The organism is Chitinilyticum litopenaei DSM 21440, assembly GCF_000428145.1.
In the GTDB taxonomy this organism is placed as follows: Bacteria; Pseudomonadota; Gammaproteobacteria; order Burkholderiales; family Chitinibacteraceae; genus Chitinilyticum; species Chitinilyticum litopenaei.
In genome coordinates this window covers 23,856-50,142 of the sequence record NZ_ATZJ01000007.1, presented here as the reverse complement: position 1 = coordinate 50,142, position 26,287 = coordinate 23,856, and the positions used below count along the sequence as shown (strand labels likewise).

General features: G+C 59.4%; 22 protein-coding genes. 6 read left to right on the top strand and 16 right to left on the bottom strand.

All coding sequences use genetic code 11. From position 1 onward, the window contains the following. Positions 1-68: 68 nt before the first annotated feature. Positions 69-2,696, bottom strand: coding sequence for a bifunctional acetaldehyde-CoA/alcohol dehydrogenase (gene adhE, locus C515_RS0104685; protein WP_028454593.1), 2,628 nt, complete (start codon positions 2,694-2,696; stop codon positions 69-71). 279 nt (positions 2,697-2,975) lie between these two features. Here adhE and C515_RS0104680 point away from each other — a divergent pair, with 279 nt between their 5' ends. Continuing rightward, complete coding sequence (locus tag C515_RS0104680; protein ID WP_028454592.1) at positions 2,976-3,416, top strand: hypothetical protein; 441 nt, start codon at positions 2,976-2,978, stop codon at positions 3,414-3,416. A gap of 16 nt (positions 3,417-3,432) precedes the next feature. On the opposite strand, the gene C515_RS0104675 is transcribed toward C515_RS0104680, so the two are convergent. Beyond that, a complete protein-coding gene (locus C515_RS0104675; RefSeq protein ID WP_144290342.1) occupies positions 3,433-3,945 on the bottom strand; it encodes a hypothetical protein in 513 nt (170 codons plus the stop codon). A gap of 417 nt (positions 3,946-4,362) precedes the next feature. Between C515_RS0104675 and C515_RS0104670 the strand changes: the two genes are divergently transcribed. Beyond that, positions 4,363-5,319 carry a DNA-binding protein gene (locus tag C515_RS0104670; RefSeq protein ID WP_158380776.1) on the top strand — a complete coding sequence of 319 codons (957 nt, stop codon included), beginning with the start codon at positions 4,363-4,365 and terminating at the stop codon, positions 5,317-5,319. A gap of 66 nt (positions 5,320-5,385) precedes the next feature. On the opposite strand, the gene C515_RS22300 is transcribed toward C515_RS0104670, so the two are convergent. The 8 genes from C515_RS22300 to C515_RS19520 all read right to left on the bottom strand — a co-directional run bounded on the left by C515_RS22300 (position 5,386) and on the right by C515_RS19520 (position 10,738). After that, positions 5,386-6,516 carry a zonular occludens toxin domain-containing protein gene (locus tag C515_RS22300; protein WP_051304637.1) on the bottom strand — a complete coding sequence of 377 codons (1,131 nt, stop codon included), beginning with the start codon at positions 6,514-6,516 and terminating at the stop codon, positions 5,386-5,388. Next, a complete protein-coding gene (locus C515_RS23980; protein WP_158380775.1) occupies positions 6,509-6,658 on the bottom strand; it encodes a hypothetical protein in 150 nt (49 codons plus the stop codon). Before C515_RS23980 ends, C515_RS22300 begins: the two co-directional genes overlap by 8 nt. Continuing rightward, positions 6,659-7,009: a DUF2523 domain-containing protein gene (locus C515_RS0104655; RefSeq protein WP_051304636.1), complete on the bottom strand. Its 351-nt coding sequence runs from the start codon at positions 7,007-7,009 to the stop codon at positions 6,659-6,661. It abuts the gene before it with no gap. A gap of 4 nt (positions 7,010-7,013) precedes the next feature. Further along, positions 7,014-8,327 carry a hypothetical protein gene (locus tag C515_RS23460; protein ID WP_144290340.1) on the bottom strand — a complete coding sequence of 438 codons (1,314 nt, stop codon included), beginning with the start codon at positions 8,325-8,327 and terminating at the stop codon, positions 7,014-7,016. A gap of 98 nt (positions 8,328-8,425) precedes the next feature. Beyond that, positions 8,426-8,644: a hypothetical protein gene (locus C515_RS22295; protein ID WP_051304635.1), complete on the bottom strand. Its 219-nt coding sequence runs from the start codon at positions 8,642-8,644 to the stop codon at positions 8,426-8,428. Between the two features lie 32 nt (positions 8,645-8,676). Beyond that, entirely contained in the window at positions 8,677-8,835 is a 159-nt protein-coding gene (locus C515_RS23975; RefSeq protein ID WP_158380774.1) for a hypothetical protein, read from the bottom strand. Between the two features lie 163 nt (positions 8,836-8,998). After that, a complete protein-coding gene (locus tag C515_RS0104635) occupies positions 8,999-10,318 on the bottom strand; it encodes a phage/plasmid replication domain-containing protein (RefSeq protein ID WP_028454586.1) in 1,320 nt (439 codons plus the stop codon). Positions 10,319-10,420: 102 nt separating this feature from the next. Beyond that, positions 10,421-10,738, bottom strand: coding sequence for a hypothetical protein (locus tag C515_RS19520; RefSeq protein WP_051304634.1), 318 nt, complete (start codon positions 10,736-10,738; stop codon positions 10,421-10,423). A gap of 93 nt (positions 10,739-10,831) precedes the next feature. Between C515_RS19520 and C515_RS22290 the strand changes: the two genes are divergently transcribed. Next, on the top strand, positions 10,832-11,203 hold the full coding sequence (locus C515_RS22290) for a hypothetical protein (RefSeq protein WP_051304633.1): 372 nt from the start codon (positions 10,832-10,834) through the stop codon (positions 11,201-11,203). 145 nt (positions 11,204-11,348) lie between these two features. Here the strand turns inward: C515_RS22290 and C515_RS19510 are convergent, their stop codons facing one another. From C515_RS19510 to C515_RS19505, 3 genes are all read right to left on the bottom strand, one after another. Continuing rightward, the gene (locus C515_RS19510; protein ID WP_158380773.1) at positions 11,349-13,538 is read right to left on the bottom strand and encodes a patatin-like phospholipase family protein; all 2,190 of its coding nucleotides are present in this window, start codon (positions 13,536-13,538) and stop codon (positions 11,349-11,351) included. 158 nt (positions 13,539-13,696) lie between these two features. Further along, positions 13,697-14,446 (bottom strand): 23S rRNA (guanosine(2251)-2'-O)-methyltransferase RlmB, encoded by a 750-nt coding sequence (rlmB, locus tag C515_RS0104615; protein WP_144290339.1) that lies wholly within the window; start codon positions 14,444-14,446, stop codon positions 13,697-13,699. Positions 14,447-14,477: 31 nt separating this feature from the next. Then, positions 14,478-17,222, bottom strand: a complete 2,745-nt coding sequence (locus tag C515_RS19505; RefSeq protein ID WP_158380772.1) for a putative bifunctional diguanylate cyclase/phosphodiesterase — start codon at positions 17,220-17,222, stop codon at positions 14,478-14,480. 259 nt (positions 17,223-17,481) lie between these two features. Here C515_RS19505 and mfd point away from each other — a divergent pair, with 259 nt between their 5' ends. After that, positions 17,482-20,895 carry a transcription-repair coupling factor gene (gene mfd, locus C515_RS0104605; protein ID WP_028454584.1) on the top strand — a complete coding sequence of 1,138 codons (3,414 nt, stop codon included), beginning with the start codon at positions 17,482-17,484 and terminating at the stop codon, positions 20,893-20,895. Between the two features lie 174 nt (positions 20,896-21,069). Continuing rightward, the gene (locus tag C515_RS19500) at positions 21,070-21,939 is read left to right on the top strand and encodes an HD-GYP domain-containing protein (RefSeq protein WP_051304630.1); all 870 of its coding nucleotides are present in this window, start codon (positions 21,070-21,072) and stop codon (positions 21,937-21,939) included. A gap of 49 nt (positions 21,940-21,988) precedes the next feature. Here the strand turns inward: C515_RS19500 and C515_RS0104595 are convergent, their stop codons facing one another. The 3 genes from C515_RS0104595 to argP all read right to left on the bottom strand — a co-directional run bounded on the left by C515_RS0104595 (position 21,989) and on the right by argP (position 24,891). Next, a complete protein-coding gene (locus tag C515_RS0104595; protein ID WP_051304629.1) occupies positions 21,989-23,155 on the bottom strand; it encodes an MFS transporter in 1,167 nt (388 codons plus the stop codon). 156 nt (positions 23,156-23,311) lie between these two features. Beyond that, positions 23,312-23,884, bottom strand: coding sequence for a CDP-diacylglycerol--glycerol-3-phosphate 3-phosphatidyltransferase (gene pgsA, locus C515_RS0104590; RefSeq protein ID WP_028454582.1), 573 nt, complete (start codon positions 23,882-23,884; stop codon positions 23,312-23,314). A gap of 92 nt (positions 23,885-23,976) precedes the next feature. Continuing rightward, a complete protein-coding gene (gene argP, locus C515_RS0104585) occupies positions 23,977-24,891 on the bottom strand; it encodes an HTH-type transcriptional regulator ArgP (RefSeq protein ID WP_028454581.1) in 915 nt (304 codons plus the stop codon). A gap of 324 nt (positions 24,892-25,215) precedes the next feature. Between argP and C515_RS0104580 the strand changes: the two genes are divergently transcribed. After that, positions 25,216-25,821 carry a LysE/ArgO family amino acid transporter gene (locus C515_RS0104580; protein ID WP_028454580.1) on the top strand — a complete coding sequence of 202 codons (606 nt, stop codon included), beginning with the start codon at positions 25,216-25,218 and terminating at the stop codon, positions 25,819-25,821. Positions 25,822-26,287: the final 466 nt, after the last annotated feature.

The window sequence follows — 26,287 nt, the reverse complement described above, 5'->3', positions numbered from 1 at the left end:
GGGGCGCGCAGAAAAAAACACCCGTGACGCAGGTCACGGGTGTTTGATCGTCAGCCGGGCAGCATCACTTACTTCGCCTTGGCTTCTTCACGTTGATAGGCTTCGACATACGGACGACCGTAGTAGGTGTCGATCAGGATCTGCTTCAGTTCCGAGATCAGCGGGAAGCGCGGGTTGGCGCCGGTACACTGGTCATCGAAGGCTTCTTCGGCAATGCGGTCGACCTTGGCGAGGAATTCCTCTTCGTTCACGCCGGCATCCTTGATGGAAGCCGGGATGTTGAGGGTCTTCTTCAGTTCGTCGACCCAGGCTACCAGTGCTTCAACCTTCTGGTCATCGTTCTTGCCCGGCAGGCCGAGGTGTTCGGCGATGTCGGCATAACGGCACTTGGCTTGCGGACGGTCGTACTGGCTGAAGGCAGTCTGCTTGGTCGGAATGTCGACCGCGTTGTAGCGGATGACGTTCGAGATCAGCAGGGCATTGGCCAGACCGTGCGCCAGGTGGAATTCGGCACCGATCTTGTGCGCCATCGAGTGACATACGCCAAGGAAGGCGTTGGCAAAAGCCACACCGGCAATCGTTGCGGCGTTGTGCACGCCTTCACGCGCCTTCGGATCCTTCGCACCGTTGAGGTAGGCGGAGGGCAGGTGCTGCTTCAGCAGCTTCAGTGCCTGCAGCGCTTGCGGATCGGAGAACTCGTTGGCCATGACCGATACATAGGCTTCCAGCGCGTGGGTTACCGCGTCGATGCCACCGAAGGCGGTCAGGCTCTTCGGCATGTTCATCACCAGGTTGGCATCAATGATGGCCATGTTCGGGGTGAGTTCGTAATCGGCGATAGGGTACTTCATGCCGCTCTTTTCATCGGTCACAACGGCGAACGGTGTGACTTCGGAACCCGTACCGGATGTGGTCGGAATCGCGATCAGCTCAGCCTTGATGCCCATCTTCGGGAAGGTGTAAATCCGCTTGCGGATATCCATGAAACGCAGTGCCAGGTCTTCGAAGGCGACGTCCGGATGCTCGTACATCACCCACATGATCTTGGCCGCGTCCATCGGCGAGCCACCACCGAGCGCGATGATGACGTCGGGCTTGAAGCTGTTGAGCATGGCCACGCCCTTGCGCACGACGGCCAGCGTCGGGTCGGCTTCCACTTCGTAGAATACCTCGACCTCGATGCCCTGGTTTTTCAGGATACGGATGGTTTCATCCACATAGCCGTTGTTGAACAGGTAGCGGTCGGTGACGATGGCGGCACGCTTCTTGCCGGCCAGTTCTTCAAGGGCAACGGAGAGGCTGCCGCGACGGAAGTAGATGCTCTTCGGCAGTTTGTGCCACAACATGTTCTCGGCCCTCTTGGCAACGGTCTTCTTGTTGATCAGGTGCTTCGGACCGACGTTTTCGGAAATCGAGTTGCCGCCCCAGGAGCCGCAACCCAGTGTCAGCGACGGCGCCAGCTTGAAGTTGTACAAGTCGCCGATACCGCCTTGCGAGGAGGGCGTATTGATCAGGATACGGGCGGTTTTCATCTTGTCGCCGAAGTAGGCGATGCGTTCACCCTGCAGATCCTGGTCGGTGTACAGCGACGAGGTGTGGCCGATACCACCCAGCGCCACCAGCGCTTCGGCCTTGGCAACCGCGTCGAAGAAATCCTTGGCGCGGTACATGGCCAGCGTCGGCGACAGCTTTTCGTGCGCAAAGGCTTCTTCCTCGCCAACGGAGGTCACTTCGCCGATCAGCACCTTGGTGTACGGCGGCACCTTGATGCCGGCCATGTCGGCAATTTTCACCGCAGACTGGCCAACGATCTCGGCATTCAGCCCGCCATTGACCAGAATGACCTTGCGCACAGCCTCGGTTTCCTTCTTGTTGAGGATATAGCCACCGTTGCTGTTGAAGCGTTCCTTTACCTGTTCGTAGATGCTGTCGACGATGATGACCGACTGCTCGGAAGCGCAGACCACGCCATTGTCGAAAGTCTTGGACATCAGGATGGACGCCACGGCGCGCTTGATGTCGGCGGTTTCGTCAATCACCACGGGGGTATTGCCTGCACCCACACCAATGGCGGGCTTCCCGGACGAATACGCTGCGCGAACCATGCCCGGACCGCCAGTTGCGAGGATCAGGTTCAGATCCGGGTGGCGCATCAGGTGGTTGGACAATTCCACGGTCGGCTCGTCGATCCAGCCGATGATATCGCGCGGGGCGCCGGCGGCCACGGCGGCCTCCAGTACCAGGCGGGCGGCTTCACAGGTGGATTTGCGCGCACGCGGGTGCGGGCTGAAGATGATGCCGTTGCGGGTCTTCAGGGCGATCAGCGCCTTGAAGATTGCCGTGGAGGTCGGGTTGGTGGTTGGCACGATGCCGCAAATGATGCCCACCGGTTCGGCAATGGTGATGGTGCCGAAGGTCTTGTCTTCCGACAGGATGCCGCAGGTCTTCTCGTCCTTGTAGGCGTTGTAGATGTATTCGGAAGCAAAGTGGTTCTTGATCACCTTATCTTCAACGATGCCCATGCCGGTCTCGGACACGGCCATCTTGGACAGCGGGATGCGGGCATCGGCAGCTGCCAGTGCCGCTACCCGGAAAATTTCGTCGACCTGTTCCTGCGAATATGTCGCGAACAGTTGCTGCGCCTTTTTAACCCGTGCGACCAGTGCGTCGAGTTCTTGTACATTGGTGACTGCCATCGTTTTCTCCTTGCATGCGCATTGTGTGATGCGCTGATTCTAAAAACCTGGATCGTCGATACCGCTGACGGTGTTGCCTGAGTTGTTGACGTCAGCATAGCGGCGCATGTGTGGACATTATTTGATATTCCTCAGATGTAGCAAGGCACATATTCACAACATCGCATAATGTATATTATGTTAAGTAAACACCCCAGAAAGCGAAGTGCGCGACTGTCGCGCATCCGACACACTACAAGGCCCGCAAATCGCGGGCTTTGTCATTTTGGAGGATCAACAATGCGTCACTTCCCCGTCCTGGAGAACGGAAAAAGCCCTGATGAACTGCTGATTGCAATGGCAAAAGGTGATGACGTAAGGGAGCTGGCAAACATCGGTATAAACCGCTGGCGCGAGATGAAGTCAGGGGCAAGACCGGTTTCCATGCGCGAATTCGAGTTGCTGCGCTTCCTGTGCGGTTTTGCGGCCCCGGCGTCATGGGGTGAATGGTCAGACGTGAAAATCACTCAGGAACGGCTGTATCTGGCCGGAATGCATCCGAAAGACGGCATCACGCGGGAGGAGCTGAAAATGGTGCAGATGACCCGGGCCGACCTGAGGATGGTTTGGGGTCAGAGCGAGCTTATCGAGCGCCTCAAGGTGGAACGGGATTTTTACAAGAAGCAATGCGGCTTTGAGGCTAAGCACGGGCTGATGCTGTGGCGCTGCTTTGGGGACTAGGCATTGCCGGGCTGAACTACCCCATGCAGCGCAGATCCCGCATGCGCTGCTGCAAGTAGTCGGCCTGCTCGCGCTGGCCATTGCTGAATGCTTGAAGGCGCAGGCGGTTCAATTCGCTGCATTGGCTGAAATTCTGATTGCGGTGTTCTGAAGCTTCATCGCGGACGGCCAAGACTGCGGGGCCATGCGATTGAGGCTCAGCGGGAGGCAATGCGCGGTCGGTGTTGGCAAGTCGCTCAACAACGACCAGATTCCCCTCTTCCATCTTGCTGCCGGTGCCGCCGACTGCGGCGCAGCTCTGATCTGTGTAGATGGTGCGGGCACCCACTTTGCACTTGTTCACCTGGCCCGACTCGGGCGCGGTTTGCAGGATTTGAGCCAGATCCTCAGAAGGGCCAACACCCACGACCTCGACGGTTTGGCGGATGGGGTCAGCGCGATAGGTCTGGTATTTGGCCAATAGAGGGGCGCGGTAGTAATAAGCACCGGCTGCAATAGCCAAGATGGCGACAGTGAGAGGCAAGCGCATATCGACCCTCCGTTTACGATGCTTGCAAGTTTATCAGGAAAGGCTAAGAAGCACGCGGCGCAGCCGCGAGCAGATCAGTAGGTTTGCTGTACGAGCAGGGCGACGCCGCCCTGCTCTGCTGAACGATCAAGCCAAGCCCGCGGCGCGTTGGCCGCAGGCTGGCCCGGCTAAGATCGTCCGTCAATCGGGTGCTACCGATTGCCAGACTCAGAGCCGGGGCGCTACCGCGCCTTAATGGTGCAGCTCAAGGGGCGCATGGGCTTGCAAAAGGAGAATTGGCGGGGTGGTGGACGGTTGGAAAATTTGCGCCGTTCATCGGTTTCATATCATACATATCATTATTTATTTGATATCGTAACATACGTATCGTATAATAAGTACAAGTTGATATGTATGTTTCTTTCTAGGGGTGGTGACATGGCACGAATCAGCGGTTTGACAGTGGCAACAGTATCGGCGGCCGTTGAGGCCATCAAGGCGCGTGGTGAACGGGTGACTCTGCGTAGCGTCCGCGGCGAGCTTGGGGAAGGGTCATTGACGACGATACAGCGATTGCTGGGCGAGATCGGCGAAGACCGCCCCGCAGCCAAGGAGAAGAAAACAGAAAGCGCCACCACACTGCCCGCTCGGATTGCTCAGGCAATCAACGCGGAGATTGAAGCTGCCGCAGAAGCCGTGCGCAGCGAGATGCAACTCATAATTGAGCGCCTACAAGCCGACCTTGAAGCCAGCATGCAGGAAAACGCCCGTTTGCAAGAGCGCGCGCAGGAGCTGGAAGAAGAAACTGAAACCTGCCGCAGAATCAGCGATGCACGCATGGTAGAGCGTGATGCAGCAGAAAAGCAGCTGGCAGCGTTGAAGCTGGAAAAGAAGGAAACCGAAGAAAAGCTAGAGATTGAACGCGAAAAACGCCAAAAAGCAGAACTACTGGCCGGCGAACAATCAGGCCTGGCGAAGCGCATGCAAGATGTGGCACTTGAACTACGCAACCGGATTGATCAACTTGAAACCGACCTTAAAGCAAGTGTGCAAGAAAATGCTCAATTGCAAGAGCGCGTGCAAGAGCAAGTGAAAGAGATAGAAAAGGAAAAGGAAAACCGCCGCAGGATCAGCGATGAGCGCATGGTAGAGCGTGATGCAGCAGAGAAGCAGCTGGCAGCGATGAAGGTGGAAAAGAAAGCAACCGAAGAGAAACTTGAAGCCGAACGGGAAAACCGCCACAAGGCAGAGCTGCTGGCTACCGAGCAATCCGGCCTGGCGCAACGCATGCAGGATATTGCTATCGAGCTACGCCAACGGATTGAAAAACTGGAAGCAAAGCCTAAGCCCGCCCCACGGAACAAAACAAGCAACGCCACAGGCAGCGGCAAATAAGCAAAACGGCTCAGAATATGAGCCGTTTGTTTAACCTGGTCAGATCCATTTTTACAAAATATGACCTCATCCAGTGCCGGCTGTTGACGCAAGTTCAGGGCCGAGCTTGGGCACATCACAGCGCACAAAGAACGGATCGGCCTCAGGGTATTCGATGCGGGCAGCGCATTCGGAAATGGCTGTGACGGTATACCCGGAGGATTTGAAGTCATCACTAGTCTGGATGCTAACGGCCTGCCCGTTTTGGGCTAGGACGAAGCTGTAAAGCATTCTGCCGGGTTTGCTGACCGATCCGGCGATGTGAACTGAAAGGCCCTCGTAGGGGTGTTTCTGTGCCAGCACGGGCGCAGAAGCGTGGGCATTGGGGGGTGAAGATTCAATCTTGTGGGGCACGGGCAAAGGGGTCGTTGCTGGCGGTGTGACATAGGTCAGGTCGGGCACCTCCCCGCTTGCGGGGGCCCCTCCCGCCCTGCCCTCCGCCACCGCTTCCGGCTGCGCCGGCTTTTCCTTGAACCATGTCTGATAGATAGCAAAGCAAAGCCAGAGGGCGGCAAAGGCAAGAACAAACATGGCCCGGCGGCGCCAGATCAGATATGCCGGTTTGATGTCCTTGGCGTCAGCCTCAAGAATCGCGGAATTGCTGGCGGTATGGGATTTGTAGAACGGGAAGTACTTGGATTCATAGTCCCGCTCCTGAATGGACATCACTTCGCCGCGGATACCGTCCTGGACTTTGCGAACGTACTGATCAGGCCGACCGAAGGCGACTTTTTTACTAACCCGGTAGCAAACCTGAACCATGTCCCGAAGATCGGCATGTAATTTGCCGTAACTTTGGGTGATCAGGAGAAAATCAGCGCCAGTATGGCGATGGCGAGCGAACCACTCAAGAACACCACTATCGCAGCCCAGCCGAGGATATAGCTCATGGCATTCATCAAGGACGTAAACAGGGCCGCGATTTGTCGACGGACAGCGCCAAGGGTCGTTGAAATGCTCGGCCTTGTTGAAGTGGCGGGGTTCATGGTTGACCTCCAATAAACGCCGGGAATCGGGTATGACGGCATGAAAGTGCTCAAGGTTAAGGGGCAAATTGGTGATGACTTTGCGGCCGTCCTCAAGGTTCGGGAGAATATGAAAGGCGACGGCCTCATATGATTTACCGCCGCCCGGCTTGCCAATGATGAGGTTAATCATCGCCGAATTTCTCGTGATAAATGCAGGCCATTTCCTCAGAGTGATCGTCGCCCTCAGATTCTGCCTCAGCAAGAATCATATGCGCAGACTCTTGGTCGCCGTCCTCGATTGCCTCTAAAAACTCTTCATAGAAATCGGACATTTAAGAACCCAAGCGAGTGAAAGGGATTAGCTGCAAAAGCAGCTTGACGAGGATTGCAGCAAGAATAATTCCGAGTGAAGTATCAATACCAAGAGCGCCAAGCACATTTTGTATTTCAGCAGGAATAGGAATATACTCGGATGGATTTAAAAAAGTCAAATCAATATCGAGATTATTAAGAATATAAACAACCAGCTGCAATATTTGCTCAAAAAGCCATTTGCCCAAGTCGGTGCCGAGAAGCCAGAGACAAACAAAAATAGCTGTGAGTGCAACAAGTATCCAGCCTGTAATAGTTGCAATTTTGGTAGCAATCGCAACGAGAAAAGGAATCAGAATGGGAGCGGCCATGATATCACCAGATAATTTTACGAGCTGTAAAGCAAGCAGTAATGATTAAACAGGCCTTGATAAATGCAACAATCTCAGGAGGTATCTGGATTTGATGGGAGGTAGAGAGGCCAATAGCTGAAAAAGATAGTGTAAGGCTTGGCATAGAGCCAGAGCCACCAAACGAAGGGAATGAGTCCTTTACAGACTGAATAAAGTTAGAGCCAATCAAATCTTCTTTATTTTCATCCCATATTTTGCCAAACGTCTTGTCCTTATATTTGGACTGATAGATTTTTTCAGAATCAACCTCAGAAAAGCCCTCGATATTGAAGCCGCCAGCACCGTCGTCGCCGGCTGGGCAATCTTCACCAGTACAACCGCCATTTACAGTGTCGCCAGTAGTGCCACCACCTTTGACGCCATCACCCTGCTGACCATCACCATTGACACCGCCACCATTGCCTGGCTCCGGTGACTTACCGCCCGGATTGCCATCATTATCGACATCCCATGATTTGCAATCACCAGATGCACAGGCCTTACCATCATTTGGACTCGGAGGGTCAGAAGGTTTAGGCGCATTTTTAACGCACATAGGCTTGTTATTCACTTTGCCAAATGTCGTTCCAGGTGGACAGTCGTTTTGTGATTTAGGGCTTTGAGTCCCGGAATTTTGTTCAGGCTGTGACTGGCCATTGCTGCCTTGAGGTACGGTGTCGCCAGACTGTTTGCCTGAGCACTTTTGACCGGTGTACTTCATTTCAGCCATGACATACAGGGTGGATTTTCCAGAGAAAGCATAATTGTCATTCCAATCAACTTTTGAATGATCACCACTCATTGCGCAAGTGCCATCGCATGACTCCATGCCGCCTGTTGACCAAGTGACAAAACATTGCTTGTCCAGAATCTTAAAACCTACCTCCTGATTTTGGACGCAAGGGACAGGGACATATTGGGAGCCTGCAGACTTTCCAGCCTTTTCAGCGCATGAGTTGGGAGCCTCACAAACACCAGTCTGTAAGTTTATAACTTTTCCATCAGTGCACTTATTAACATTGCAAATTAAAAGCTGACCACCACTTCCAGAGTTACTACCACCCCAGCCGTATTCAACATGCCATGAATATTGAGTTTTTTCAGCGTTTACATAAGGATTGGTTAAGGATTCCCGACAGCCGTTTGCGAGGTTTTGGGGGGTGCAAGCTAAATTACCAGTATTGACCGGAGGAGGAATTGAACTGCCGGCATCCCTGCCAAGAAATGAGCATGTTATATCCCTTGAGTGTGCATTTATTGACAAAAAAAGGAATAAAACAAAAATAATTGCTTTCATGATCGAATGGCCAAAACAAAAACAAACGCGCTCATTGCCCCAATCAGGGCAATCAGCGAATAAAAGAGAGCAACAAGCGCGCCTGTAATCATGGCAGGTTAAGCCTTGCGAACGCCGCGCTTGGCAAGGTCAATGGCCTTGAATGCCATTGCAATGCCAACAATGGCGATGCCGATAGTGCCAACCCAAGTTGCTACGGAATCAAAATCAACCGAGGCAGCGATGGTGTCAAAAGCACCAGCAGCATTGGCTGAAGTGGCAACAGCGGCAACAGCGAGAGCGGCGCCAAAGCGCAGAGCAGTTTTGCGATATTTCATGGGGACTTCTCCTTGAATGCCCTTACGGGCGGTTATGCCTTGCGGATACCACGAACCACACAGGCGACAAAAAAACCTATTGACCAAAAGACAATGACACTACCAAAGCCCCACATATAGACCTCGAAAATATCAGGGCCATTAATGCCGATAAGAGCAAGTGATTCGGCAGTGACTTCGGATGCATTCATTATTTGCTCAATATCTGGCATTCAAGCCAGTTCAAATCATAATCGGCACAAGTCTGATTGTTGAAATGCAAAGCCCATCGGGTTTCCCGGTAATGGGCGTCTTGCATGGGCGAAGCACAGCCAGCCAGCGCGAAGGCGAGGAGAATTATCTGGATAAAGGGAATCATGCTGCGACCTGCTTAGTTGAATCATTGGCGGCTTGTGCAGTCATGCGCTCCTGATGCTGCCAGTACCAATTAGGGGCATCGTTGAGGGGCATGATTTCCACCACTTTGATTACAGCGGTGAGTTTCTGGTCTTTCTGGAGCGGCTCGTTAATGTCGAGGCCATATTGCTTGAGACGCTTGGCGTAATTGCGGAACGTGCGTTCCTTGCCTGCAAGAATCATGGCTGCCCGTACATCCTCGCCGCGCAAATAGGCCATTGCCGCAGCAAGACAACCTGCTGGAACGTCAAAAGATGACGGGTCAATTGTGGTGATGTCATCGCGGACACGATCAGTAATTTCGGAGACATGGCGAGAGAAATGTTCTGTGAGCTTTTGCATGGTGCATTCTCCGAGGTAATGGAGATGGTTTTCCTTAAGGAATGAATCGCCGTATTCGGCTTCGAAACGAACTACGCCATTTTTCAGGCAGAACTGATAAACAGGGTCGTTTAATACTTGCTCTTTGGATAAGCCGTGCTGTTTGCAATGCGCAAGCATTTCGAGGTGCTTGATATAGGCTTTGAGATATACGCGGCGGCCTTTACTGCCCCATGCCACGCCAGAGGATGCGTATTTGTTGCGCTTGATGCGCTTGGCGGACTGTGTTTGCAGCCATGACATGAAGGCTTCGGCATTCTGTGCGGAGCCGGTGACAAAATTCTGTGTGAGGTGCAGCTTGTTGATGCGGGCGCCGGTGTAGTAGTAGGTCAGGCCGTGCTTGCGATCGTATTCGGTGAGCTCTGCGCCCTGCCGGTGACCATCGGCGTAGTCTGTTTTGTCCATACGATCACCAACGGTGAAGCCCTGCCCTACTCCCAGCGCCTGGACAAAGCGTTGTGCGGCTTCAATGGTGTCGTGCAGGTCCAAGCTGAAAAGGTTATCAGGGCGATTCCAGCGACCGATATTGCCGTCGAGGATCAGGCGGGTACCATCAGACTTGACCATGACATGGCTTTCGTAGGAGCCGCGGCAGGATTTGCGGGCGTTGGTGACCCATTCGGGGTCGTCCTTGTATTGACCGGTCTCTTCGTCGCGCTCAACCTTGATGATCACGCCGCCATCGATGACGGGGATTCCGTTTAAGTGCTCAATGACGGATGGACGCGGGCCGACGAAGGACATAGACCAGAATTCGGGCATGGTCAGGAGGTTGCCGCGAGCGTCAGAGGCGGGCCGGTGTTGCTCAAATTCTGCCGTGTTCATTTCACGACGGACGAGGACAGACGGGTAGGTCTGTTCAAGCTGGATCCAGTCGATGAAGGGGCGAAAATTCATGGCTTTTTTGTCGGCGTTTGTGGAGGTCGGAGAGGTCAAAAACGGAAATATTTTCCGAAGAGGCGGGAATTACCAGCATCCCGCCTCGGGTCGCGGTCCTCGTCACTCGACTGCGAGGAGGTGCATAACGACCTTTTTGCCCTTGGTCTTCTCGCCGGTTTGTTTGTCGGTACGATCGTAGGTAGTTTGATAGCCGCCCGGAGTGCAGGGGATTTCGATAACGTCGCCACGCTGGCCGATGATGCGATGTGATTTGACGGTGACGAATTGCGCCGAGGCAAAGGGATCAGTACTGGGGAGAACGACCGTGGTGTAAAAGTCCTGGCTGAAGCGCTCAAAGGACTCGATACGGCCATAGAGGCTCAGGATGTTGCGTTGGGGTGCGGCTTTGCCGGCTTGGCCTTGATCGGGATTCGACATGGGTTATCATCCTTGGGAATTTGTAAGCTAATGCACGAAGCTGCGTGCACCTGAATTGCACGCAGTTGCGTGCAGCATGTCAAGGAAGGATGCGTGAAAACCTTTATCGAGTACGTAGACGAGCTGAAAGAAAAGGAAGGGCTTAAGAGTGATAACGAACTTGCACGCTTGCTAAGCGGCAAGGACGAAAGGAGCAGCCTTGTAAGCGGATGGAGGACAGGCAGAAGACCTGAAGACTACTACTGCATTGTGATTGCACAGAGACTGGGTATAAACCCATTGGAAATCATCGCTGCCGCAAATATGGAGCGAGAGCAAGACCCGGCGAGGTTAGACTGGTGGGAGGATTTTTCGAAGCGTCACGGCTTCAAGGCCCTCCCCGTGGCGCTGATTAGTATGGGATTGGGCTTACTTTACAATAACTTATACTTTCTTGAATCTGTACCGAAACTGTATATTATGTAAAGTTGTGCCGGCATGAGCACGGTTGCCATGCTTCAGGACTCCATGCTATTGATTCGGCTGGCAATGCTTTGCCCCCTGCTGTTGCACACCTGCTCATAAGCTGACTGCACTCTCTGTTAGGCCCGCGCCAATGGAGTCACAGGGATCAGCGGGGTTGCCCCAGTATGAGGTAGGCACGCATATCCTTGTTGTCGCCATAAGCGAGGCCAAGGTAGACAGGCCCAAGGAAGGTTTTGTTGCCCCAGTACAGCATCCCCGAATACCGCACCTTGTCTGGCACAAGCGCTTCAATGCCGCGAATCATACCGGTTTCCAGCAGCAGGCCCAGCTGGCCGCTTTTGAGTGGATGGCGCAGGTTCAGGCCGGCCAGCAGTTTTTTGGTGCCAAAAAGCTGCTGGGAGTGATAGCTGGACAAGTTCCTGAAGCCTCCCAGATAGGCAAGCTGATTGATGGGCAGCAGCCCTTCCCCCCAGCGGGCATCCAGCAGCAGTTCCGCCTGCAGTGGCCCGTTGCTGAATGCAAAGCGCCAGCTACCGCTGATATAGCTGTAATCGCCATAATCCCCGCCGCCGCCCAGCGCATGATAGGCATTCAGGTGAATCATGCTGCCCTTGGTCGGAAAGAAATAATCATCCAGCTGGTCGTAATACAGCTCGGCTTGCAGGCCGTAATCATGGCTGGACAATTCGGAGATCAGCGGCAGGCCAACCGTGGATCTGGACTGGTTTTCATGAAAGACCGGCCCAAAGCGGAACTCCTCACCCCGATTCAAGAGGCTGGTTCCGATGTCGAGGCCAGCCAGCAGCGTGCGATTGGTGTAGGTACTGTACTTGGTTTCGCCTAACCACAAATCCTGGTCATCGTTGCGATAACCGATGAAGGGTGCGACAAACCAGCCGCGATCAATCGACAAGGGCTGGTAAAACTCGCTGTACACATTCACATCGGTACCGAATTGCCCGAGCAGTCGCCATTCCGCGCCCAGGGAATTCAGCCAGGTCCTGCGATACTGGGTGCTCAGCTCATAGGCTGACCAGCCATCGAAGTCGGAACCATAGTTGAGCCCCAAGGCCAGATAATTCGGCCCCCAGGATTTTTCGATCGGGTGAATCATCAGTTGCTGCCCAAACTCACCGGGCAGCAGCTGGTAATTGACCTGGGAAAAATCACCGGTGCCATACAGTTCGCGCAGACTCTGCTCCAGCGCTTCACGATCCAGTGGCGCATCGACGGGCACCAGGATTTCCTTTCTGACACTTTCCGGGTTGACGGTGCGCATCGGTGCTATTGCCACCGAGGCGATATTTTGCGAAACGGGCTTGATATTCAGCCGCTTGGTGTACCAGGCGGCGTAGCGGTCTTCATTCAGGCTGTAGCGCCTGAGGCGTGGCAAAGCCTCGCGCGCGGCCGCCTCCCCCAGGCTGATGAGCTCGGCAGCCTTGTCAAAGTCCATCGAGGACAACTTGCCCAAGCCGGGTTCCAGCAGCACATCTTTGTCGGTCAGTGAATCCAGCTGGGGCTTCACGTTCTGGTTCATCATCAGCCGGGTGTACTGGTCGGCGATATTGACCACATCGGTCAGTTCGGCAGGTTCCAGCAAGGGCGAGCTGACATTGACCGCAATCACAACATCCGCGCACAAATCGCGTGCGATATCGACCGGTACATTGCGCACCAGGCCGCCATCGGCCAGCAGGCGGCCGCGATCATTCACCGCCGGGAATATCCCGGGAACAGCCATGCTGCCCAGCATGGCCGTCACCAGATCGCCATCGCGCATGACGATCATCTCGCCGGTTGCCAGATTTGTCGCAATGGCGCGATAAGGAATGGTCAGCTGATCGAAGCTGGTCACGCTGGCCGCATTGGTCATGTCACGCAGAAAAAACTCCACCTCCTGTGTCGAAATGGCGTTGCTGGGCAGTTGCACCGTCTTGTTGTTCAAGCCCACTTCCAGCGCAATGTTCAGGTCGGATTGGCGCTTGTTCTGATAACTGCTCGCGGCGCGATTCTGGTACGGGGCCAGCAGCTTGTCCCAGGGGGCGGCGACCACCAGTCGCTCCAGTTCATCCGGTGTACGGCCCACGGCGTAGCCCCCGGCTACCAGCGAGCCCATGCTGGTGCCGACCACGCAGTCGATGGGGATTCGCGCCTCTTCCAGCACCTTGAGCACGCCGATATGGGCAAGCCCGCGCGCGCCCCCTCCCCCCAGCACCAGCCCGATGCGTGGTCGCTCGCTCGCCGTTGCCGCCATGGCAGGCAAAGCCGGCAGCACGGCAGCGGATAACAGGACAAGGACAAGAAGCGGGCGCAGGTTGAGGCGCAAAAGAGGCATGGGCAGGGTCTGGCAAATTTCAGCAGGCACCATTCTAGTGAACTGCACGCTGCAGGGGTATGACCGCTGCCGAATCACCTGTTCTGTTGCATTTCTGCGCATCGAAATGCAACAGGCCCGACAATCTGCCGGGCCTGCCTTCGCTGCAAGCGGAGTGATCAGGCCGTATGGCCCATCTGGCGCTGCCGCCGGCTTTCAGCCAGAACAATGCCGCTGGCCACGGAGACGTTCAAGCTTTCGACCGAACCGAACATCGGGATCGACACCAGCACATCGCACAGCTCGCGGGTCAGCCGGCGCATGCCGTCGCCTTCCGCGCCCAGCACCCAGGCCAGCGGACCGGTTTGCTGGAAATGGAACAAATCGGTCGATCCTTCCGCTGCCGTGCCGGCAATCCACACGCCCTGGTCTTTCAGGTCGCGCAGCGTGCGTGCCAGATTCGTCACCATGATGTAGGGGAGCACTTCTGCAGCGCCGCAAGCCACTTTGGAAACGGTGGCCGTCAGGCCTACCGATTTGTCTTTGGGGGCGATCACGGCATGGGCGCCCATGGCGTCGGCCACGCGCAGGCAGGCACCGAGATTGTGCGGGTCGGTCACGCCGTCGAGAACCAGCAGGAGCGGCGGCTCCTGCAGATCATCAAGCACGTCTTCCAGCGCCACATAGCTGCGGCCCGCGTCGATCAGTGCCGCCACGCCCTGATGGCGCGCATGGCCGGTCAGGCCGTCCAGACGGTCGCCGCTGACACCATGCACCTTGCGCCCAGTGCGTTCGGCAAGCTGCAGCACATCCTTCATGCGCGCATCATTGCGATCGCTGGAGAAGTAAATCTCCAGCACGCTATCGGGGGTCCGGCGCAGTCGCGCGAGCACGGCATGAAAGCCGTGGATGGTTTTCTTCTGCATCAAATAGTGTCCTGATTCCGGGGGCTGGCCACACTCAGCAGGCCAGTGCCAGCTGTGCGTCCCTGCTCAGCTGCTGGGGCAGTTGTGTGCCAGAAAGCGCCGGACTGTAATGAAAGCCCTGGGCAACGTGGCAACCCAGGCTGCCCAGATAATCGGCCTGGGCTGCGGATTCTACTCCTTCCGCCACCACCGTCAGCCGCAATTTCCGCGCCAGCGCAACAATGGCTGCCGTTATCGCGGCATTGTCATCGTCATGCGGCAGGTTGCAGATGAAGGAGCGGTCAATCTTCAGCGCATCCAGCGGGAAATTGCGCAGATTGGACAGCGAGGAATAGCCGGTGCCGAAATCGTCGATCGACACCTTGACCCCCATGGCACGCAAATCGCGCAGGATGGCCACGGCTTCTTCCGGGTTTTGCATGATCATGCCCTCGGTGATTTCCAGCTCGAGGCGCTGAGCCGGAATGCGGGCCTCGTCCAGAGCCTTGCGCACCATATCGACCAGCTTGTGCATCACGAACTGGCGGGGTGACAGATTCACCGCCACCACAGGGATGTCCACGTTCTCGTCAAGCCAGCTGCGCATCTGCAGGCAGGCCGTGCGCAAAATCCATTCGCCCAGGGGGATGATCAGCCCCGACTCTTCGGCGGCTGGAATGAAATCTGCCGGGCTTACCGGGCCGCGGCTGGGCGAATGCCAGCGCAGCAATGCTTCCACGCCGATCAGCTCCTGAGTGCTCAGACTGTACTGCGGCTGGTAATGCAGCTGGAATTGGCGCTCGCGCAGCGCCCGGCGCATTTCGCCCTCAAGTTTCATGCGCTCGCTCACGCGGGTATTGAGTTCGCTGGCGTAGAACTGGTAATTGTTCTTGCCCAGCTCCTTGGCCCGATACATGGCGATGTCGGCGGTGCGCAGCAGGCTTTGCGCATCGTCGGCGTCGTCCGGATAGCGGCTGACGCCGATGCTGCAGGTCAGATAAAGCTCGTGCCCCTCCACTCGGTAAGGGCGGGCCAGTTCGTCGACCAGGCAATCGGCAATCGTCGCCAGCGTGGCGTGGCACGGCGCGTCATCAAGCACCACGGTGAATTCATCACCGCCCAGGCGGGCGATCAGGTCCTCATCCTTCAGGCTGGTGCGCAGGCGTCCCGCCACCTGCTGCAGCAGTGCGTCGCCAAGCGCATGCCCATAGCTGTCGTTCACACCCTTGAAGCGGTCCAGATCGATGAACAGCAGTGCCAGCGGCTGATGGCTTGCCTGGCTCTGGCCGATATGGCGGCGCAGCTGTTCCTGCAGACCGGCGCGATTCAAGAGGCCGGTCAGTGTGTCATGATTGGCCAGGTAATGCAGGCGCGCTTCACTTTGCTTGCGCGCCGTGATGTCGCTGAACACGCCCACGCAGTGCGTGACGCGCCCGTCATTGCCGCGCACGGCGCTGATCGAGAGCCAGGCCGGATAGCGCTCGCCGTTGCGGCGACGATCCATCATTTCGCCCTGCCATTGCCCGCCCTGCTGCAGCGTCTGCTGCAATTCGGCATTCTGGCCCGAAGCCTGTGGCACGAACATGCGCGAGCGGCGACCGATTACCTCGGCGGCGCCATAGCCGGTGATCTGGCAGAAGGCCGCGTTCACGGCAATGATCACCCCGGCGCCATCGGTGATCAGGATGCCTTCCGAAGCATTGTCGAACACCTTGGCGGTAAGGCGCGCCTGCTCGTCGGCCAGCACCCGCTCGCTGATGTCCGAGGCGGCAAAGCCGCGACCGTAGACTTCGCCCTGGCTGTCGCTCAATGCAAAGCAGCTGCCCAGCAGCACATGCTCGCCGGTGGCGCCTACCACCTGCCATTCAAAGGGTTGCGGCCCGACCACGGGCTGGTGCCCCGGCTGGCTCAGCGAGTCGCAGAAGCTGCTGGCGGGCTGACCGATCAGTGCCTCGGCTGCGTGCCCGGTCAGCGCGGCAAAGGCGCGGTTGACATAGGTGAAACGCCCTTGCAGGTCTTCGATGAAGATGTAGGTCGGCACATCGTCGAGCAGGCGCGCCAGCTTTTGCTGCTCCTTGAGCAGTGCGCGCGACATGTCCAGCTCATCGCTGCCCGAGGCCGCCAGCAAAAAGCCGGTGGCCAGCAGCGCATTCAGGAACAGCAGGTGGCCCAGCCAGTCCCAGGCGCCGGGAGCATGGACGCTGTGCGTCAGTGCCAGCAGGGTGGCCAGTGTCGCGGCGAAGCCCACGGCCAGAAACCCGGGATAGAGCCGGTGCTGCGTTGCCCAGATCATCAGCGGGAAGACCAGAAACAGCAGGCCCGGCAGCGTCTGGCCATCGCGCGCAGCCAGCGCGCAGGCGGTGGCCGCCAAGGCCGCCTGCAGCAGCAGCTCGCCCGCCGAAGACCAGCGCCAGCGGCGGCGCTCCCATGAGTGCAGCAAGGGCAAGAGCAGCAGCATGGCCAGGCTGGTCGCCGCCATATTGATCAGCGTGGCCTGTGACCAGTCCAGCAGGTTGCTGCCGGCATCGCGCACCAGCACGGTGACCAGCAGCGACACGAGCAGCGAAGACGCCAGCACGCCACGGATGAGCAACTGGCGCACATCGGGCAGGTGGAAGGTGCGCAGCCGGTTGGGCAATGCCGCCGCCACCCAGATGCCACAGGTGAAGAACACAGCCGCCAGCAGCAAGGCCGGCAGGACGGGGAAATTCAGCAGGAAAAAGCCAAGCAGGCCGGCGAGCACCAGCAGCTTGCTGCGCAGTCGGCCGGTGGCAAGCACCGGCACGCTACAGGACAGCAAGATACCGTAACAGGGTATTGCCCCATAGGCTCCGCCGTACAAATGCAGCAGAACCATACCCGTAATGAAAATGCCAGACACTAAATAATGGCGCACACGGTCGGAAGCCGTTTCGGTCATGATCGTTTTTCTCTCCCCCCGCCCGTCGGCAACGGGCAAGGGCAATGATTCGGCAAACGCCCCAAAAAATCAATTGCTTCCGAGCGGTGGCGGGCGCTGGGCTATAATTGCTCCCTTTTTTGCATCACCGGCACTACACATGACCCTGCCCGCCCTGCCCAAGCCCGGCGAACGACTGCGCGTGGCGCAGCCGCCCGGTTCGGCCGATGCCCTTGAACTGGCCGCGCTGGCCGCCCAGGCCAGCCCGCTGATCGTCTTTTGCGCCCAGGCCCAGGATGCGCTGCGCCTGAAGGACGAGCTGGCCTGGCTTTTGCCCGGGCAGGCGGTCGCCCTGCTGCCGGACTGGGAAACCCTGCCCTACGACCATTTCAGCCCGCATCAGGAGCTGGTGTCCGAGCGTCTTGCCGCGCTGTGGCAGCTGCGCAATGGTCAGGTCGATATCCTGCTGGTATCCGTCCAGACGGCAATGGGGCTCTTGGCTCCCGTCGAATACATCACGGGGCATAGCTTCTTTATCCAGAAGGGCCAGAAGCTCGATCCGGAAAAGCTGCGCGGCGACCTGGTGTTTTCCGGCTATAGCCATGTCACGCAGGTTTATGGCCAGGGCGAGTTTTCGATCCGCGGCGGCCTGATCGACCTCTTTCCCATGGGCTCGACGCTGCCGTTCCGCCTCGACCTCTTTGACGACGAGATTGAATCGATCCGCACCTTTGACGTCGATACGCAGCGCAGCCTGTATCCGGTGCCGGAAATCCGCCTGCTGCCCGCGCGCGAGTTCCCCACCGACGACGCGGGCCGCAGCAAGTTCCGCCAGCGTTTCCGCGAGGTGTTCGAGGGTGATCCGAGCAAGAGCCGGCTCTACAAGGATGTCAGCAACGGGCTGATTCCCGCCGGCATCGAATACTACCTGCCGCTGTTTTTCGACGGCGCGGCGACGCTCTTTGACTATCTGCCGGCGCAGGCGCTGCTGGTCATGCATGGCGCCATCCACGACGCTGCCGCACAGTTCTGGCTGGACGTGCAGGAGCGCCACAAGCTGTCGGTGGCCGACCCCGAGCGGCCGGTGCTGGCGCCGCGCGAACTTTTTCTGATGCCCGATGCCTTTGCCGGTGCCGCCAAGGCCTGGCGACGCATCGAGATTGGCAGCATTTCCGACGCGACGACCGAGCCCGCCTACCAGAGCCTGCCGCCGCTTGACGTCGACCGTCGCGCGGAGAATCCGCTGGCCAAGTTGCAGAACTTCCTCGCCAGCCACCCAGGCCGCGCGGTGATCTGCGCCGAGAGCCTGGGGCGGCGCGAAACCATGGCGCAATACTTGGCCGAATATGGCATCAAGGTCGTGCTGGCGGAAACCTGGCAACAGGTGGCAACACTGCGCGACCCGGTGCTGCTGGTCGCCAGCCCGCTGGTGCAGGGGTTTATCCGCAGCGCCGATCGCGTGGCCTTTGTCACCGAGGCCAATCTCTACGCCAGCGCCGCCAACGGCCGCAACCGTCGCCAGCAGAAACGCAGCAATACCGATGCGATGCTGCGCGACCTGACCGAGCTGAAGGTCGGCGACGCGGTCGTGCACGAGGCGCACGGCATCGGCCGCTATCAGGGTCTGATCAGCATGGATTTGGGCGACGGACCGACCGAGCTGTTGCTGCTGGAATACTCCGGTGGCGACAAGCTCTATGTGCCCGTCAGCCAGCTGCACGTCATCAGCCGCTATTCCGGCGCCGCCGGCGATGCCGCGCCGATGCACAAGCTGGGCAGTGGCTCCTGGGACAAGGCCAAGCGCCGCGCCGCCGAGCAGGTGCGCGACACGGCGGCCGAATTGCTGAATCTCTACGCCCGCCGCGCCGCGCGCGAAGGCCATGCCTTCGATTGGACGCACCGCGATTACGAAGCGTTTGCCGCGGGGTTCGGCTTCGAGGAAACGGCCGACCAGGCCGCCGCCATCGAAGCGGTGCTGGTCGACATGCGCATTGGCAAACCGATGGATCGACTCGTCTGCGGCGACGTGGGCTTTGGCAAAACCGAGGTCGCGCTGCGTGCGGCCTTTGCCGCGGTGGCCGGCGGCAAGCAGGTCGCCGTGCTGGTGCCGACCACCCTGCTGGCCGAGCAGCATTTCCAGACCTTCAGCGACCGCTTTGCCGATTGGCCGATCAAGATATCCGAGCTCAGCCGCTTCCGCTCGGGCAAGGAAACCGCCGCCGCGATCAAGGGGCTGGCGGAAGGCACGGTCGACATCGTCATCGGCACGCACAAGCTGGTGCAGCCGGACGTGGTATTCAAGAATCTGGGCCTGGTCATCATCGACGAGGAGCACCGCTTTGGCGTGCGCCAGAAGGAACAATTGAAGGCGCTGCGCGCGAATGTCGACGTGCTCACGCTCACCGCGACGCCGATTCCGCGTACGCTGGCGATGAGCCTGGAAGGCATCCGCGATTTCTCGGTGATCGCCACCGCGCCCTCGAAACGCCTCTCAGTCAAAACCTTTGTCGCCAAGTTCTCGGACGGCATCATCCGCGAGGCTTGCCTGCGTGAACTGAAGCGTGGCGGCCAGGTGTTCTTCCTGCATAACGAGGTCGACACCATCGACAATATGCGCGAAAAACTCGCCGCGCTCTTGCCCGAGGCGCGCATCGGCATTGCCCATGGCCAGATGCGGGAAAGAGAGCTTGAGCATGTGATGCGCGATTTCTCGGCGCAGCGCTTCAATGTGCTGCTGTGCACGACCATCATCGAAACCGGCATCGACATTCCCAACGCCAATACCATCGTCATGAACCGCGCCGACAAGTTCGGCCTCGCGCAATTGCACCAGATGCGCGGTCGCGTCGGGCGCAGCCACCACCAGGCCTATGCCTACCTGCTGGTTCCCGATGTGGAAGGCCTGTCGGGCGATGCAAAAAAGCGCCTGGAAGCGATCCAGCAGATGGAAGACCTCGGTTCCGGTTTCTATCTGGCCATGCATGATCTGGAAATCCGCGGCGCCGGCGAGGTGCTCGGCGATTCGCAGTCGGGCGAGATGCAGGAAATCGGCTTTGCGCTCTACTCGCAGATGCTCAAGGAAGCTGTGAAGGCGCTGAAAGCCGGCAAGGAGCCCGATCTGTCGCAACCGCTGGGCGTGACAACCGAGATCAATCTGCACGCGCCGGCGCTCTTGCCCGATGATTACTGCCCGGACGTGCACGAGCGCCTGAGCCTCTACAAGCGGCTCGCCAACTGCGAAACGGCCGATGAACTGGATGAACTGACGCAGGAACTGATCGACCGCTTCGGCCTCTTGCCCGACGCCGCGCGCGTGCTGCTCGATTGCCACAAACTCAGAATGCTGGCCAAACCGCTGGGCATCCAGAAGATCGACGCGGCCGATACGGCCATTGTGCTGACCTTTGCGCAGAACACCGTCATCGAGCCCTTCCGCATCATCCAGCTGGTGCAAAGCAAGAAGCATTACAAGATGCTGCCGCCCGACCGTCTGCGCATCGACGGCAACTGGCCGGAGCCTCCGCTGCGCACGGTACGCGTCAAGGAGCTGCTGACGGAGTTGCAGCAGAAATAATCATGGGTATTGCCCTGTAGCCAATTGCTGCAAAGGGCTGCGGGGCAATACCCTGTGATGGTGTTACTCTGCATCACCTCGGTGACAAGGGTGCGCCGGCCAGGGGCCTTGCAGCACGGGCAGCCGGCCGCCAGCCTGCTAAGGTAAGTGCATGATCCGCTACCGGAAATGCCCATGTCCGCCCTGCTCGCTCACCTGCTGAAAAGCCTGCACACCGTTGCCCTGCTCGTCGAAGCTCGCGATGCCTACACCGGCGGTCATCTCTGGCGCGTCGCGCAGTTTTCCCGACTGCTCGCCGAAGATGCCGGGCTGGACGGCCATGATGTCGCGCGCCTGGCGCTGGGCGGCTTTCTGCACGATTTTGGCAAGGTTGCCGTCCCCGACGCCATTCTCAACAAGACCGGGCCGCTGAGCGACGGGGAATACGCCATCATGCAAAGCCACCCGTCGGTGGGCGAGAAAATGATCGTCCAGCACCCGCTGGCGCCGCTGATCCGCAGCAGCATCGCCATGCACCACGAGCGCCCGGACGGGCGCGGCTATCCTTATCGCCTGGTTGACGAGGCCATTCCGCTGGATGCGCGCATCGTCGCCCTGGCCGACGCCTTTGACGCGATGACCTCCAACCGTCCCTACCGCAAGGGCATGCCCATCGACAGGGCTCTGCAGCAGATTCGCGAAAACCTGGGGACGCAGTTCGACGCGGACTGGGGCGAGCGCTTGATTGCGCTGGGGCGCAGCGGCCGCCTGCACCATATCGTCGGCCACAGCGAACCCGGCATTCCCTTGCAGAACTGCCCGACCTGTGGCCCGACCGTCAGCGTGACACGCCGCTCGCGCTCGGGCGACCGCGCCTGGTGCCCGGCCTGCCACGCCGAACTGCGGGTGATCGGCCGCGACGGTGACTGGCACATGAGCGCCACCGGCAAAAAACTGGACTACTTTCCGGTACAGGTCGACGAAGAGCTGCTGGGCGAGCTGAGCCGCGACATCGGCCAGCAGCTGAACCTGCGCGTCATCGAGGCCATCGGGATTCCGATCTGAGGGAACGCGCGCCGGCCAGGTCACCCCGGCAGGCATCGACCGGACAGACTCAGCGAGCCTCCCGCCGCCCCATGCCCAGCCAGGCGATCAGTGCGCCCAGGCCGGCGGTGAGGGCCGCTGCGGCAAACACCCACTCCCCGCCCCAGTCCGGCCAGACCCAGCCGGCCAGCATGCCGCCGGCGCTGCCGCCAAGACCAAATGAAAAGGCAATATTGAGCGCCTGGCCCTTGGCCTGGTGCCTGCCCTGAAAATGCTTGTGGATATAGGCCATGCTGACCGCATGGTGGCAGCCGAAGGTAAAGCCGTGGCCCAGCTGGGCCAGTAGCAGCAAGGCCGGGTGGCTGACTCCCCAGGCAATCAGCACAAAGCGCAAGGCCGCCACCAGCAGGCCGAAGATCAGCAGGCTTTTCAGTGCAAAGCGCCGGGTCAGTTGCGGCATCAGCCAGAACACGGCAATTTCGGCCAGCACGCCCAGCGTCCACAGCCAGCCGATGGCGCTCTTGCTCCAGCCGTGGTCGGCGACGTAAATCGAGAAAAAGCTGTAATAGGGGCCGTGCGCCAGCGCCATCAGAAAACAGGTGGCCAGCAGGGCCTGCACCTCGCTGCGGCGCAGGATGTCGGCAAAGCCCGCTTCCTCCCCCCGCGCGCTGGCGCCGGCATCGCCCTGCGGCACCAGAAAACTGTACACCGCCAGCCCGCTCATCACGCTGATCACGGCCCAGGGCAGCATGGCCACCCCCAGCACTTCGATCAGGTAGCCCGCCACGACCGAGGCGACCACAAAACCGATCGAGCCCCAGATGCGCAGCCGGGCATAGGCGCCGCCATCGCCGCGCAGCAGGTTCATTGCCGTGGCCTCGACCAGCGGCAGAGCCGCGCTCCAGAAGAAGCTGGCCAGCAGCACGCCGATGAACAGCGGCCAGAAGTCGCGGCTGAACAGCAGCACCGTGAAGCCCAGCAGCGCGGCGACACCGGCGATGCGCAGAATCAGCGACTGGCGTCCGCTGCGGTCGGCCAGCCAGCCCCAGATCGTGGGGGCGTAGATGCGGTTGATCTGTGTCAGCGAGGTGAGAATGCCGATCTGCCAGGCGGGAAAGGCCAGCGCGGCCAGATACAGGCCCCAGTACGGCGAAAACAGGCCATTGAAGGCGAAGTAGCAGAAATAGAAGCCGGCAATGGCCAGCAAGGCAGCGCGCGGTGGCGTGGTGTGGCTCATGTCGCGGTGCTCAGCGGATTATCCGCAGTGCCGCGCAGGCAGGGACCGGCGATCCGCCTGCCTGTTGCCCGGCGCGGGCTGGAACAATCGCAGGGTATGTATTGGCGGGCTATTTGCCTGATGGGTTGTGGGCGCATACTTGCCGGGGTGTGCGCCTTAGCCGTGTTCGCGGAACTGTTCGGCGGCCACGCGCAGGTAGTAGAACATCGAGACAATCGTCAGCACGCCGGCGATATAGAGCGCGGCCAGGCCGATCCAGCGGGTGGGGATGCCCGGCAGCAGCGCATCCCACCACAGCAGAAAGAGGATGGCAATCATCTGCGCGGTGGTCTTGAACTTGCCGATGGTGGCAACCGCCACGCTCTTGGACTTGCCGATCTGCGCCATCCATTCGCGCAGCGCGGAAATGGTGATCTCGCGGCCGATGATGATGACGGCCAGCCAGGCCGGCGCACGCGCCAGCTCGACCAGCAGGATCAGCGCTGCGCCCACCATCAGCTTGTCGGCCACCGGGTCGAGGAAGGCGCCAAAGCTGGAAGTCTGGTTCCAGCGCCGCGCCAGAAAGCCGTCGAACCAGTCGGTGACGGCGGCCAGCGCAAACACCAGCGTGCCCAGCATGTTTTGCGAGTGCAGCGGCAGCAAGTCGTGTGGCAGATAGAAAATGCCGACAAAGATCGGAATCAGCGCGACGCGCAGCCAGGTAAGCAGGATGGGCAGATTGAGTGGCATGCGTGGCGGCGGGCAGAGGGAATGACGCGGCATTTTAACAGGAAGCCGCCCCTTGCTGTGTCCTGGCTGTTGCACCGCCGGCAGTGCGGCGCTCAGGCCGCGCCGCCCTGCCCCGCCTCCGGCAGCAGCACACTGCGGGCACTGGCCACCGCCAGGCGCGACAGGCGCTCAAGGCGCGGCGACTGCACTTTCCAGCGGTGCCAGTACAGCGCGACGTCGACCGGCCAGTCCGGCGCCAGATCCACCACGCGGCCGGCGGCCAGTTCCGGGCCGGCCTGCAATTCGGGAACCATGCCATAGCCCAGTCCCAGGGCGATGGCGGCCAGAAAGGGTTCGGTGGCCGGCACATGGTGACAGGGGTAGCTGCCGGGCGGCAGGCCGAAGTGGCGCTGCAGAAAATCCGCCTGCAGGGCGTCCTTGCGGTTGAAGACCATCACTGGCGCCGTACGCGCTTCCTCGCGGCGAAAACCGTGGGGAAAGCAGCGGCGGGCGTATTCCGGCGCCGCCAGCATGCGGTAGCGCATGATGCCCAGCGGTTCGGCCACGCAGCCGCGCATGGCCTGGCGCTCCGTGCTGACGCAGGCCAGCGCCTGCCCGGCGGCCAGCAGGGCATAGGTATGGTCCTGATCGTCGACAGTGACGTCGATGAGTACGCGCTCGGCAATCAGAAAGGGGGCGAGTGCCGGCAGCAGCCAGGTGCCCAGTGTGTCGGCATTCACCGCCAGGGCGATGCTCAGCGCGGCCTGTTCGCCACCGCTGAATTCGGCGTGGAAGTCTTCTTCCAGCAAGCGGGCGCGGCGCAGGTATTGCAGCAGTTTCTGTCCGGCGGCCGTGGCGTGACAGGGGCGCGCGCGCACCAGCAGGGTGGCTCCCAGTCCGGTTTCCAGCGCCCTCACCCGCTGCGACACGGCTGCCGCCGTCAGGTGCAGGCGGCTGGCGGCGGCATCGAAACTGCCGCTGTCGATGACCGCCAGAAAGGCTTCGGTTTGCCGGTGATCGAGTTGCATGGCGATTCCTTGCTCGGATTATCAGATTCTGTTGAGGTTTGATTGGTTTTGACGCCGCCCCGCCAACTTGCCGGGGCGCGAAACCAAGCGCAGGGAAATGCGCGCATTTTCGAGCATTGGCGACAAAGCCTCCGGCAAGCATGGCGGGGCGGCACGCGGGTCAGCACGGCGCTTTCATTGACGCTGGTCAGGTGCTGAAACGCCTTGCCAGGCAGGGTGCATATTAAAAAATTTTTAACTTGTCGAAATAATTTTAACCATTCTTTGGCTGAAATGCGGATTGCGGCAAGCTGGCGGCATTGTCACTTCACCCGGATTGCCTGCATGTCTGCCAGTGTCTACTTCCAGGGGCTGGGCCTGTGCGCCAGCCTGATCATGGCCATCGGCGCCCAGAATGCGCATGTACTGCGCATGGGGCTGGCACGCCAGCATGTGCCGCTCACCATTGCCATCTGCATCGTGCTGGATTGCGTGCTGATTGCGCTGGGCGTGGCCGGAATGGGCAAGCTGATCGAAGATACGCCGCTGCTGCTGGGCCTGGCGCGCTGGGGCGGTGCGGCGTTTTTGCTGTGGTATGGCCTGCGTGCCTGGCGCAGTGCACTGTCGAGCCAGAGCATGCAGCACGGGCTGGCGCCAGCCATCGACCGGCGCACCGCCATCCTTAGCGTGCTGAGCCTGTCGCTGCTCAATCCGCATGTGTATCTCGATACGGTGCTGCTGGTGGGCAGCATCGGTGGCCAGCAGGCGCCCGAGGCGCGCCCGCTGTTCATCCTCGGCGCCTGGACGGCGTCCATCCTGTGGTTTGTCAGCCTGGGCTTCGGCGCGCGCCTGCTGGCGCCGCTGTTCATGCAGCCGCTGGCCTGGCGCATTCTCGACGGGCTGATCGGCGCGGTGATGCTAGCAATTGCCGTGGCGCTGCTGAATTACTGAGCGGGCAAAAGCCATCAGTACATACATGCTCCTGATTATGTCTCTGCTTCAGGAAGCCTGAGCAACAAAGGCGCTGATTAGCACGCTCTGCCCTGAAAGCCGCTGAGAAGCGCAGGTTTTCCGGGATCAGGCGCGGGACGTGTTTGAGGCCCGCAGGGCCGAGTTGTCCCGCGCCCCCGGAAAAACGAGCATCGCAAGGCACCCCGCGCAGCGGGGCGGCTGACCGGGCGCGCCTTGGGGGTGTCGGGGGGCTTGGCAAGACAAGCCCCCTGACGTGCCGCCGGGCACCCCCGGCATCAAAACACCGCGCCTCAGGCGCTGAAAACCTTGCTTCCTGAAGGAAAGACTATAATCAGGTACATGCGTGAGGGTATTGGCCTGCAGCCATTTCCAGATTTTGGCTGCGGCCCAATACCCCACGATGTAAATTTTGCACATTTTGCATCTGGCCGGTGAACCACAGCCG